The sequence below is a fragment of the Salipiger sp. PrR007 genome, assembly GCF_010499845.1.
Taxonomy (GTDB): Bacteria; Pseudomonadota; Alphaproteobacteria; order Rhodobacterales; family Rhodobacteraceae; genus Salipiger; species Salipiger pacificus_A.
Genome location: NZ_JAAGOZ010000039.1, coordinates 233,031 through 244,017 on the forward strand (window position 1 = coordinate 233,031; position 10,987 = coordinate 244,017).

The following is a 10,987-nucleotide window of genomic DNA, read 5'->3' on the forward strand; positions in this document are numbered from 1 at the left end:
GGGAACACATCTTCGCCGAGTGTGGGAAATTCACGAAAATTTCCCTATCCGGGTCAGCATGTGTGACCTATCATGGTGCGGAGCTGCAAGCACTATGAGCGATGGGAGGCGCGCATGAGCAAGCAAGCAATTTCCCTGCAGGACAGGTTCGACTTAAGCAAGAGTCCGGTACTTTTGAATGGCACGCAGGCGTTGGTTCGCCTGATGCTGATGCAAAAAGAGCGCGATCGCGCCGCCGGTCTGCATACGGCGGGCTATGTGACGGGCTATCGCGGCTCGCCGCTGGGGGCCGTCGACATCCAGATGAAGCGCGCCGGAAAGCTGCTGTCCGAGAATGATGTGCTCTTCCAGGAAGGGCTGAACGAGGATCTCGCGGCCACGGCGCTCTGGGGCTCGCAACAGGCCGAGCTGCGTGGCGAGGGCAAGTACGACGGTGTCTTCGGTCTTTGGTATGGCAAGGGCCCCGGCGTCGATCGCTCGGGCGACGTCATGCGCCACGCCAATATGGCGGGCACGTCGAAACATGGCGGCGTCCTCATGGCCATGGGCGACGACCACACCGGCGAGAGTTCGACAGTGCTGCACCAGTCCGAATGGGCGCTGGTCGATGCCTACATGCCCGTGGTCTCGCCCGCCGGCGTTCAGGAAGTGCTGGACTTCGGCATCTACGGCTTCGCGCTGTCGCGGTTCTCGGGCCTATGGGTCGGCCTGAAGACGATGAAGGACACGGTCGAGGCCACCGCCGTGGTTGACGGTCGCCCGGACCGCATGTCGCTGGTGACACCCGAGTTCCAGCTGCCCGAAGGCGGGCTGAACATCCGCCTCGGCGACACGCCGCACGCGCAGGAAGCGCGGATGATCGACTACAAGCGCTTCGCGGCCGAAGCGTTCTCGCGCGCGAACGGCATGGACAAGCGCGTCTGGGGCAAGCCCGGCGCCAAGATTGGCCTCGTCGCCGCGGGCAAGAACTGGCTCGACCTGCAGCACGCCATGTCGCTGCTCAACATCGACGAGGCCGAGGCCGAGCGTCTTGGCCTCACCACCTACAAGGTGGGCCAGACCTTCCCGCTCGACATGAAGGGCTTCCACGACTGGGCCGAGGGGCTCGAGCTGATCGTCATCGTCGAGGAAAAGCGCAAGCTGATCGAGGTGCAGGTCAAGGAAGCGATCTTCGACGACCGTCGCGGCCGCCGGGTCTATGGCTGGTACAAGGGCGGGGCAGGCGGCATGCACCGCGAAGAGCTCTTCCCCACCCGCGGCGCGCTCGATCCGGTGTGGATCGCGCAGAAGCTCGGCGAGATCTTCGTCGAGGAGGGCCGCGGCACCGAGGGCATCAAGGCCGGGCTTTCGGCGCTCGACGAGGCGCGCAAGGCCGACAACGCCCCTGACCTCGCGGCACGGCTGCCGTATTTCTGCTCGGGCTGCCCGCACAACACCTCGACCAAGCTGCCCGAGGGCGCGCGCGCCTATGCCGGGATCGGCTGCCACTACATGGTGCAATGGATGGACCGCGAGACCACCGGCTTCACCCACATGGGCGGCGAAGGGGTGAACTGGGTCGGCGAGGCGCCCTTCTCCAAGTGCAGCCATGTCTTCCAGAACCTCGGCGACGGCACCTACAACCACTCCGGTTCGCTGGCGATCCGTGCCGCGCTCGCCGCGGGCACCAACATCACCTACAAGATCCTCTACAATGACGCCGTGGCGATGACTGGCGGCCAGCCCAACGAGGGCGGGCTGACGGCAGATCGCATCGCCCGCGAGCTTAAAGCCATGGGCGTCGAGCATCTCGCGGTGGTCTACGACGAGAAGGAGGAGGTGAACTTCGACCTCTTCCCCGGCGGCGTCGAGACATTCGAGCGCGCCGAGATGGACGCCGTGCAGAAGCGCTTCGAGAAGATCGGCGGCGTTTCGGTCATCCTCTATATCCAGACCTGCGCTGCCGAGAAGCGCCGCCGCCGCAAGAAGGGCACCTTCCCCGACCCTGACAAGCGGGTCTTCATCAACACCGACGTCTGCGAGGGCTGCGGCGATTGCGGCGTGCAGTCGAACTGCGTCTCGATCGTTCCCGCCGAAACGGAGCTGGGTCGCAAGCGGGCCATCGACCAGTCGAGCTGCAACAAGGACTATTCCTGCCTCAAGGGCTTTTGTCCCTCCTTCGTCACCCTCAAGGGCGCGAAGATGCGCAAGGGCGAGACCGCCGAGATCGACCTGCCGCATCTGCCGCAGCCGCAACTGCCGCAGATCGACAAGACCCACAACGTGGTGATCACCGGCGTCGGCGGCACCGGCGTGGTGACCGTGGGCGCAGTGCTGGCGCAGGCGGCGCAGATCGCCGGCATGGGCGCGGGGATGATGGAGATGGCGGGCCTTGCCCAGAAGGGCGGCGCGGTGCACATCCACCTGCGGCTTGCAAAGCGCCCCGAGGACATCTCGGCGGTGCGCGTGGCGACCGGCGAGGCCGACGCGCTGATCGGCGGCGACCTCGTGGTCAGCGCCGGGGCCAAGACGCTGGGGCTGACGAAACGCGGCCGCACCGGGGCGGTGGTCAACGGACACGAGATCATCACCGGCGAGTTCACCCGCGACACCGAGTTCCAGCTTCCATTCGACCAGCTCCGCGTGGCGCTCGAGGCGCGAATGCAGGACCGGCTGGCGATCTTCGACGCGACCGAGCTGGCACGGATCGCCATGGGCGACTCGATCTTCTCGAACATGATGATCCTCGGCGCCGCCTGGCAGCAGGGGCTCCTGCCGCTGCCGCATGATGCCATCGAGGAGGCGATCCGCCTCAACGGCGCGGCGGTGGAGCGCAACCTGCGCGCCTTCGAGATCGGCCGCTGGGCGGTGGTCCACCCTGCCGAGGCCGCGGCGTTGATCACGCCCAAGGTGGTGGAGAAGCCGAAGTCGCTGGACGAGAAGATCGCCTTCCGTGAAGCGCATCTTGCGGTCTACCAGAACAGGCGGCTGGCGAAGAAGTACCGCGCCCTGCTCGACGGTATTCCCGACAAGCGCCTGCGCGAGGCGGTGGCCAAGGGCTACCACAAGCTGCTCGCCTACAAGGACGAGTACGAGGTGGCCCGCATGCATCTCGAGACCCGCAAGAGGGCCGAACAGACCTTCGAGCCCGGCTTCGAGATGAGCTTCCACCTTGCCCCGCCGATGCTCTCCAAGGAAGGCTCCGACGGCCGTCCGCAGAAGAAGACCTATGGCGAGGGCATGCTGAAGGCCTTCGGCTTGCTGGCGAAGCTGAAGTGGGTGCGCGGCACTGCGCTCGACCCCTTTGGCCGCACGGCGGAGCGGAAAATGGAGCGCGCCCTCATCGCGCAATACGAGCGCGACATGGCCGAGGTGCTGCCCAAGGTGAGGCCCGAGACGCTCGACGCCACGGTCGCGCTCGCCGAACTGCCGCTGCAGATCCGCGGCTACGGCCCGGTGAAGGAAAAGGCCGAACGCGCTGCCGCCAAGCGTCGCGAAGAGCTGCTTGCCGCCATCCACGCCGGCGGCAGCCCCATGGCCAGGGCCGCCGAATAGGCGCAGAGGTCTCGCGCCTTTCTTTCAGGGCAAGATACCCCCGGGGTCCGGGGGCAGCGCCCCCGCGTCCCGCGCCCTCCCGGGGGCGCGGGCGTCGCCACAGGGCGCAATGGATCTCCATCCCAAAGCGCCGTAAGACCGGTCTTCGGGGCTTGCGCCACGTGAGTCGGCGCGGCGTCACGTGAGGCAGGCCGGGTGTGCGTCCCGGCAAGGAGGGCAGAGAATGGCGGTTGGTGTGTTTGATTCCGGGCTTGGCGGGCTCACGGTTCTCGACGCGGTCGCAAAGCGGCTGCCCGAGGTGCCGCTGGTCTACTACGGCGACAACCGGCACGCGCCCTACGGCGTGCGCGACGCGGATGACATCTATAAACTGACCGTCGATGCGGTGCACCGCCTCTGGGACGCGGGCTGCGATCTGGTGATCCTCGCCTGCAACACCGCCTCGGCGGCGGCGCTGCGCCGGATGCAGGAGGGCGGCCTGCCCAAGGGCAAGCGCGTCCTGGGGGTCTTCGTGCCGCTGATCGAGGCGCTGACCGAGCGGCAATGGGGCGACAACTCGCCGCCGCGCGAGGTCGCGGTGCAGCACGTCGCGCTCTTTGCCACGCCGGCCACGGTGCGCTCGCGTGCCTTCCAGCGCGAGCTGGCCTTCCGCGCCATCGGCGTCGACGTCGAGGCGCAGGCCTGCGGCGGGCTCGTCGATGCCATCGAAGAGGGTGACATGATCCTCGCCGAGGCGCTGGTGCGCAGCCACGTCGAGGCGCTGAAACGCAAGATGCCCGAGCCGCAGGCGGCGATCCTTGGCTGTACCCATTATCCGCTGATGCTCGAGGTCTTCCAGGAGGCTCTGGGAGAGGAAGTCGCGGTCTATTCGCAGGCGAACCTCGTGGCAGAGTCGCTTGCCGACTACCTCCAGCGCCATCCAGACATGTACGGCAGCGGGACCGAGAGCCGTTTCCTGACCACCGGCGATCCGCGCAAGGTCTCGGTGCATGCGACGCAGTTCCTCAAGCGGCCGTTGAGCTTCGAGGCTGCATAAGGGCCGCCCCCGGCGGGCACGACAGGGCGGGGTGTCATCCTGGCGGGCAGGACAAAGCGGGCGCGCGGGCCCCACACCTCGGGGATAGTTTTGTTTTGAAGAACGGGCGGGCCGCGGCGCGGTGACGCAATTTGATTTGGAGCGGTGCTCTCGGCGCCTTAAGGTGCCATATAGAGAGAACCGCATGCATGTGGGGGGAAGACAATGGGTCTCAAATCGCTGAAGAAGCAGCGGCGCATCCAGATCGTGGCGCTGGCCGCGGTGGCGCTGGTCGTCTCGACCGCGCTGATCGGCTATGCGATGCGCGACGGGATCAACTTCTTCCGCTCGCCGAGCCAGGTGGTCGAGGCACCGCCCTCGCCGAACGAGACCTTCCGCATTGGCGGGCTGGTCGAGGAAGGCTCGCTCGTGCGCGGTCAGGGGCATGAGATCAGCTTCTCGGTGACCGATGGCGGCGCCTCGGTGCCTGTGGTCTTCGAGGGCGTGCTGCCGGACCTCTTCGACGAGAACCAGGGCATGGTCGGCACCGGGCGCTATGTCGATGGCGTGTTCCGGGCGAGCGAGATCCTCGCCAAGCACGACGAAACCTACATGCCCAAAGAGGTGATCGACGCGCTGAAGGAACAGGGCGTCTACGAGGATCCCAACGCCGGGAGCTGACACTGCCTTTGCGCCTAGGCGTATCGCCTGCGGATTGCAGCTGGTGCAAGCGGGCTGCCCGCTCGTGACGGAAGACATTGCCGCCGCTTGCGGCTAGTCTGCGCCCTCGCAACGTGGGATTTGCAGATGACGATCAACGACATGGACGACCTTGCCGGGCTGAAGGACATCGGCCGGATCGTCGCGAACGCCCTGCAGGGCATGGCGAAGGCGATCGAGCCGGGCATGACGACGCTGGAGCTCGACGAGATCGGCCGCGCGATGCTCGAAGCCGAAGGTGCGCAATCGGCGCCCGAGACGAGCTACAACTTCCCCGGCGCCACCTGCATCAGCATCAACGAGGAAATCGCCCACGGCATCCCCGGTCCGCGGGTGATCCAGCGCGGCGATCTGGTGAACATCGACGTCTCGGCCTCGAAGGCCGGGATCTTTGCCGACACCGGCGCGACCTTTCGTGTGGCGCCGGTGAAAGCGCCACTCGATCGGCTGTGCCGCGATGGCAAGAAAGCCATGCAGATCGGCATCGCACAGGTTGGCGCGGATCGGCCTCTGGCGGGGATCGGCGCGGCCATCGGGCGGTTTGCCGGCAGCAAGGGCTACACGCTGATCCGCAATCTCGCCAGCCACGGTGTCGGCCATTCCCTGCATGAATACCCCGAAGAGATCCCCACCTGGCCCGTGCGCGGCGAGCGGCGGCGGATCACCAAGGGGCTTGTGCTCACCGTCGAGCCGTTTTTGTCGATGGGAGGGCAGTGGGCCAGCGAGGGCGAGGACGGTTGGACGCTCTACAGCGAGCCCTGCGCGCCGGTCGTGCAATACGAGCACACGGTGGTCGCGACCGAAACCGGCGCGCTGGTGGTCACCCAGCCGGGATGACCCGGGTTCAGGGCGTTCGTTCGAAAAAGCGCAGGTGCGGCAGCGCCACATCCGGGATGGGCTGGTAGGGGCCGCGCTCGACGAAGCCCAGCTTGGCGTAGAGGTGGCAGGCGGCAGCCAGCGTCTTCATCGTGTCGAGCCGCAGCAGTGGCGCACCGGCGGCGCGGGCGCGGATGGCCAACTCTTCCACCAGCTGCGCCGCGAGCCCTTGGCCGCGCGCCTCGGGGGCAACGTAGACCCGCTTGATCTCGGTGCTGCCGTCGGGCAGCCGCTGCGACATTGCGCAGCCGACCGGGGCGCCATGGCGCTCGGCCAGCAGAACGGCGTCATGCTTGCCGGGCAGGGCATCCAGCAGCTCGGTATAGGCGGGGTCGGGGTAGAAAAGCGCCACCAGCGCCGGGGCGGCGGGATGGTGGGCGCGCAGGTCCTCGCGGTAGGCGAGGCAGAGCGCGCGCACGGCGGCGAAATCCTCGGGACTCGCCGCCGTGCGGAGGGTGATCTGGGTCACGTTTGCAGATCCGGACGCGGATCAGGCGTTGGCTTCGCGGATCTTTTCGGCGGCGTCCTTGTCGTAGGTCACGCCGCTGGTCTCGAACAGCGTGTCGAGCTCGCCCGAGAGGGTCATCTCGGTGATGATGTCGCAGCCGCCGACAAATTCGCCCTTGATGTAGAGCTGCGGGATCGTCGGCCAGTCCGAGTAATCCTTGATGCCCTGGCGGATGGCGTCATCGGCCAGCACGTTCACGTCGAGATAGTCGACGCCCATGTAGTTGAGCACGCCTGCGACGCGGCTGGAGAAGCCACATTGCGGCATGGTCTTGGTGCCCTTCATGAAGAGCACCACGTCGTTCGCCTTCACCGTTTCTTCGATACGGGTGGTTGCGTCGGTCGTCATCTCTGTCTCCTGTCTGCGCGCGCCGCCCGGCAGGGGCGCGGCGTGGATGTCTGTCTTGCTGGTGTGTCTTAGTCGGGGGCCTTGGTGGTAAGCGCCAGCGCGTGCAGCTCGCCATGATTGCCGTCCATCTTGCCCTTCAGCGCGGCGTAGACGGCGCGCTGCTGCTGGACACGGTTCTGGCCGCGGAAGCTTTCGTCGATGACCTCCGCGGCATAGTGATTGCCGTCTCCGGCGAGGTCGGTGATGGTGATCTTGGCCTCGGGGAAGGCGGCGCGGATGAGCTGTTCGATCTCCGTCGCTTCTATTGCCATGTGGGCGGACTCCGCTGTCAGACTGTTCTACTCAGATGTAAGACGGGCGCCGCGCGGGTGCAAGCGCGGGCCATTTTCTCGGCTTGGTTCGGGGGCGGAACCAGGACGGACGAGGGGGCGAGGCTCAGAGATCCAGCTCGACCCAGACCGGCACGTGGTCCGATGGCTTGTCGCGGCCGCGGATGTCGCGGTCGATGCCGCAGTCGGTCATCAGGTCGGCGCAGGACGGCGTCATCAGCACGTGGTCGATGCGGATGCCGTTGTTCCGCTGCCAGGCGCCGGCCTGGTAATCCCAGAACGAATAATGCCCCGGTCCCTGCACGCGGGCGCGGAAGGCCTCGGTGTAGCCGAGGTTGAGGATGCGGCGGAAGGCGTCGCGGCTCTGCTGGAGGTAGAGCGCGTCCTTCTCCCAGGCCTGCGGCTTGGCGGCATCCTCGGCCTGGGGGATGATGTTGTAGTCGCCCGCCATGAGGGCAGGGGTCTCGTCGGCCAGAAGCTGCTGCGCGCGCGCGTGCAGCCGGTCCATCCAGTCCAGCTTGTAGCCATACTTGCCGTCCCGGATCGGCTGCCCCTCGGCGTCGAACTCCACCGGGTTGCCGTTCGGCAGGTAGAGCCCACAGAGGCGCACCGCCTCCTTCTCACCGACCAGGGTCGCCTCGATCCATCGCGCCTGCTCGTCGCTGTCGTCGCCGGGCAGGCCGCGGCTCACGTCCTCGAGCGGGTGCTTGGACAGGATCGCCACGCCGTTGAAGCTCTTCATGCCGTGGGTCTCGACGTTGTAGCCGCGCTCCTCGAAAAGCTCGCGCGGGAAGGCCTCGTCGACCGACTTGATCTCCTGCAGCAGCGCGACATCGGGCTGCGCCTCGTCGAGCCAGTCCGTCAGCGCACCGACGCGCGCCTTGATGCCGTTGATGTTGAAGGTGGCGATCTTCATCTGGAGCCCTCCGGAAGTTGCGCCAGCTATCGCGCAAAGCCGGCTGAGGGACAAGTGCAGCGGGGCGGATTCGCGGGTGATTCGGCGGCGGGCATCGACGATTCGTCGCCGATTCTGGGATTTGAGTGACGCAGCGGAAACTATCCCCAGAAAAGAATCTTCTGTGGGGAAGAGAGATTGTCGCGCGAAGCGACGAAATTGTAAGTCATTGTTTCTGTGAAGAACTCCTGTATTAATCTACCTTAACAAGAAACCATATTGCCTGAAGCAATCATCGCAAGAAACCCTGAAGCACGTTTCTCGTGTCAATCCAACCAGGGAGAACTTCCATGACTGCTCAACTCAAGCAATTCGTGACCGCAGACGCGCAGCACCGTGTCGAGGCCGATCTGTTCGGCGGCGAGGGCTGCGCCATGTTCACCTCGGGCGCGGCGCCTGCCGAGGCCGAAACGCTGCTCGGCGGCGGGATCGAGATGTTCACCTCCGGAGCCGCACCTGCCGGCGCCGATATCGCCTCGGGAGACGGCGCGGCGCTCTTTACTTCCGGCGCTGGTCCGGTGACCGCCGCGGGCGAGGCGGTCGGTCTCTTCACCTCCGGCGCTGCGCCGCTGCGCTCGGAGCTCGGCGCCGGCGACGCCACGGCGCTCTTCACATCGGGCGCCTGAGCCCGTCGCGCACGGGCGGGCACCGTCTTGGTGCCCGCCTGTCACCCTGCCTGTGTCCCGCACGCCCGCGCAGAAAGGCCCTCCGCATGTCCAACGTCATTGCTCTCCACCCGGTGCCGCGCATCGCCGACCCGGACACGCGCATCGCGGCGCTGATCGCCTGTTTCGCGCAGCACCGGCGCAGCGAGGAGGATGTGTTCTGGCTCAAGGAGAACGCCGAGCTGCTCAATATCCTCGACTGCACCGGCGCGGCGGCATGGGCCGGGATCGGCCCCCGGGCGCTGCTGCCGCATGTCGAGTTTTATGCCAGCGCCGAGGCGCGGCTGGCCTTCTTCCCGCAATACTACCGCTTCCTGCTGTCCATGGTGCTCGATCTCGAGGATCTCGGCATGCCGGGCGAGACCGGGGCGCGCATGGCGCAGAGCATAGCCGCGTCCGCTGCGCCCGGCGCAGAGTTGTCGGATCTGCAGCGCATGGAAGCGCGGCGGCTGCTGGCGCGGCGCGGGGTCTCCGGTCCGGCCGATCTGGGCCTCGAGGACCGGCTGCGCGGTTTCTGCGCCCGGCCCGGCATCTTTGCGCTGCCGAACAAGAAGGCCGCCTACGAGCTTACCCATATCGTGTTCTACCTCAGCGAATACGGGCGCCGCGATCCGCGGCTCGAGGCCGAGGCGCTGACCAGCCTGCACTTCGCGGGCAACCTTGCCTTTCTCGAGCAGAACTCCGACCTGCTGGCCGAGGTCTGCATTGCGCTGCGCTACGCCGGGGAGCTGCCGCCGCCGCTCTGGACCGGCTGGCTGAGCCGCGAGACGCAGCTTTTCCATGTCGAGACGGACCCGCAGGGCCCGCTGCAGGACGGCTACCACGATTTCCTCGTCTGCAACTGGCAGCTGGCCTTGGCGGGAGAGGAGCCCTTCCGCACGCCGCTGGAGTCGGGGCGGATGCGCTTCGACCGGTCGCCGCGGCGGATGGCGCCGCTGCGCGAGCTGTCGCGGGCGCTCTTTACGATGAAGGGGCGGCGCAGCGCCGACTGGGCGGTGATGCGGCGCCGCATGGAGGGGGCGCTGCCGCCCGGGGTGATCGACCTGCTCGACCTCATGGCCCGCGAGACGGCGCATTTCGACGCCTTCTTCGAGGGCTTCGCCCGGGCTGGCCGGGCATGAGGGCCGCGCTCGCCGGCGCCGCGCTGGTCGCGCTCTACACCGCGCTCATCGCCGCTGCTGACGGGATCACCAAGCTGATCGCCGGAAGCTACGCGGCGCCGCAATTCCTGGCCGTCTCCTCGGCGCTGGTGCTGCTCTTCGCGCTCGGTGCGGCGCGGCGGCAGGGGGCGCTGCGCACGGCGCTGGGGGTGCAGAGCCGGGGCACCATGGCGCTGCGATCGCTCCTGACCGTGCTTGCGGCAATCGGCTTTTTCCAGGCGTTTCGCCTTCTGCCCTTCGCCGACGTCTTCCTTTTCATCGGGCTGATGCCGCTCATCGCCGCCGCGCTCTCGGGTGTGGCTCTCGATGAGCCGGTGCGCCCCGCTGCCTGGCTGGCGCTGGCGCTCGGTGCGTCGGGCCTCCTTGCACTCATGCCCGAGGGCCGGGCAGGGGGGAATGCCGGGCATGTCTGGGCGCTGCTGGGGGCGGTTTCCGGAACCGCGTCGATGGTCGCCGCCCGCGCCATCGCGCGGCGCGAGCGCAAGCCGCTGGCACAGGTCTTCTGGCCCAACCTCGCGCTGGCGCTGGTCATGGGCATGGCGCTGCCTTTCGTCTGGCAGCCGATGCCGCTGGCCGACTGGCTCTGGGTCGCGGGCTACGCGCTCTTCCTTTTCGGTGCGCGGTTCGTCTCGGTCGAGGCGTTGCGGCTGCTCCCGGCCTATGTGGCGACGCCGCTGATGAACCTGCAGTTCGTCTGGATGGTGGGCATCGGGGTTTTCTGCTTTGGTGAACTGCCCGGCGTCGGCGCCAGTCTCGGCGCGGCGCTGGTGATCGGCTCGGGTCTCTGGCTGGTGGCCGACGAGGCCCTGCCGGCACGGCGGCGACTGCGGCTCTAGACCAGACGTCGCCGCGTCGGCGCCACATCTGATCGGGACAG

General features: G+C 67.3%; 11 protein-coding genes. 7 read left to right on the forward strand and 4 right to left on the reverse strand.

Features of this window, described 5'->3' with window-relative positions:
- Nucleotides 1-114 precede the first annotated feature (114 nt).
- The 4 genes from G0Q01_RS17655 (at nucleotide 115) to map (ending at nucleotide 6,106) form a co-directional block, all read left to right on the forward strand.
- A complete protein-coding gene (locus G0Q01_RS17655) occupies nucleotides 115-3,534 on the forward strand; it encodes an indolepyruvate ferredoxin oxidoreductase family protein (RefSeq protein WP_164195394.1) in 3,420 nt (1,139 codons plus the stop codon).
- 223 nt (nucleotides 3,535-3,757) lie between these two features.
- Nucleotides 3,758-4,570, forward strand: coding sequence for a glutamate racemase (gene murI, locus G0Q01_RS17660; protein WP_164195392.1), 813 nt, complete (start codon nucleotides 3,758-3,760; stop codon nucleotides 4,568-4,570).
- Between the two features lie 204 nt (nucleotides 4,571-4,774).
- On the forward strand, nucleotides 4,775-5,230 hold the full coding sequence (ccmE, locus tag G0Q01_RS17665) for a cytochrome c maturation protein CcmE (protein ID WP_164195389.1): 456 nt from the start codon (nucleotides 4,775-4,777) through the stop codon (nucleotides 5,228-5,230).
- Between the two features lie 126 nt (nucleotides 5,231-5,356).
- Nucleotides 5,357-6,106: a type I methionyl aminopeptidase gene (map, locus tag G0Q01_RS17670; RefSeq protein ID WP_108966031.1), complete on the forward strand. Its 750-nt coding sequence runs from the start codon at nucleotides 5,357-5,359 to the stop codon at nucleotides 6,104-6,106.
- A gap of 7 nt (nucleotides 6,107-6,113) precedes the next feature.
- On the opposite strand, the gene G0Q01_RS26885 is transcribed toward map, so the two are convergent.
- From G0Q01_RS26885 to xth, 4 genes are all read right to left on the reverse strand, one after another.
- Nucleotides 6,114-6,614, reverse strand: coding sequence for a GNAT family N-acetyltransferase (locus tag G0Q01_RS26885; protein WP_164195387.1), 501 nt, complete (start codon nucleotides 6,612-6,614; stop codon nucleotides 6,114-6,116).
- 21 nt (nucleotides 6,615-6,635) lie between these two features.
- Nucleotides 6,636-7,001, reverse strand: a complete 366-nt coding sequence (grxD, locus tag G0Q01_RS17680; RefSeq protein WP_108966028.1) for a Grx4 family monothiol glutaredoxin — start codon at nucleotides 6,999-7,001, stop codon at nucleotides 6,636-6,638.
- Between the two features lie 68 nt (nucleotides 7,002-7,069).
- Nucleotides 7,070-7,312 (reverse strand): BolA/IbaG family iron-sulfur metabolism protein, encoded by a 243-nt coding sequence (locus G0Q01_RS17685; protein WP_164195384.1) that lies wholly within the window; start codon nucleotides 7,310-7,312, stop codon nucleotides 7,070-7,072.
- A 124-nt stretch (nucleotides 7,313-7,436) separates the two neighbouring features.
- Nucleotides 7,437-8,246 (reverse strand): exodeoxyribonuclease III, encoded by an 810-nt coding sequence (xth, locus tag G0Q01_RS17690; protein ID WP_164195382.1) that lies wholly within the window; start codon nucleotides 8,244-8,246, stop codon nucleotides 7,437-7,439.
- A gap of 329 nt (nucleotides 8,247-8,575) precedes the next feature.
- On the opposite strand from xth, the gene G0Q01_RS17695 reads away from it, so the two are divergent.
- From G0Q01_RS17695 to G0Q01_RS17705, 3 genes are all read left to right on the forward strand, one after another.
- Nucleotides 8,576-8,911, forward strand: coding sequence for a DUF6749 family protein (locus G0Q01_RS17695; RefSeq protein WP_164195380.1), 336 nt, complete (start codon nucleotides 8,576-8,578; stop codon nucleotides 8,909-8,911).
- Nucleotides 8,912-8,997: 86 nt separating this feature from the next.
- The gene (locus tag G0Q01_RS17700; RefSeq protein WP_164195377.1) at nucleotides 8,998-10,071 is read left to right on the forward strand and encodes a hypothetical protein; all 1,074 of its coding nucleotides are present in this window, start codon (nucleotides 8,998-9,000) and stop codon (nucleotides 10,069-10,071) included.
- The gene (locus G0Q01_RS17705) at nucleotides 10,068-10,946 is read left to right on the forward strand and encodes a DMT family transporter (RefSeq protein WP_164195375.1); all 879 of its coding nucleotides are present in this window, start codon (nucleotides 10,068-10,070) and stop codon (nucleotides 10,944-10,946) included. The genes G0Q01_RS17700 and G0Q01_RS17705 overlap by 4 nt, the downstream gene beginning before the upstream one ends.
- The last annotated feature ends 41 nt before the right edge of the window (nucleotides 10,947-10,987 follow it).

Excerpts from the sequence above, each read along its gene's own strand:
- G0Q01_RS17705 (WP_164195375.1), top strand. The coding sequence starts at position 10,068 with ATGAGGGCCGCGCTCGCCGGCGCCGCGCTGGTCGCGCTCTACACCGCG.
- G0Q01_RS17685 (WP_164195384.1), bottom strand. The coding sequence starts at position 7,312 with ATGGCAATAGAAGCGACGGAGATCGAACAGCTCATCCGCGCCGCCTTC.
- G0Q01_RS17695 (WP_164195380.1), top strand. The coding sequence starts at position 8,576 with ATGACTGCTCAACTCAAGCAATTCGTGACCGCAGACGCGCAGCACCGT.
- murI (WP_164195392.1), top strand. The coding sequence starts at position 3,758 with ATGGCGGTTGGTGTGTTTGATTCCGGGCTTGGCGGGCTCACGGTTCTC.
- G0Q01_RS17700 (WP_164195377.1), top strand. The coding sequence starts at position 8,998 with ATGTCCAACGTCATTGCTCTCCACCCGGTGCCGCGCATCGCCGACCCG.
- G0Q01_RS17655 (WP_164195394.1), top strand. The coding sequence starts at position 115 with ATGAGCAAGCAAGCAATTTCCCTGCAGGACAGGTTCGACTTAAGCAAG.
- grxD (WP_108966028.1), bottom strand. The coding sequence starts at position 7,001 with ATGACGACCGACGCAACCACCCGTATCGAAGAAACGGTGAAGGCGAAC.
- map (WP_108966031.1), top strand. The coding sequence starts at position 5,357 with ATGACGATCAACGACATGGACGACCTTGCCGGGCTGAAGGACATCGGC.
- xth (WP_164195382.1), bottom strand. The coding sequence starts at position 8,246 with ATGAAGATCGCCACCTTCAACATCAACGGCATCAAGGCGCGCGTCGGT.
- ccmE (WP_164195389.1), top strand. The coding sequence starts at position 4,775 with ATGGGTCTCAAATCGCTGAAGAAGCAGCGGCGCATCCAGATCGTGGCG.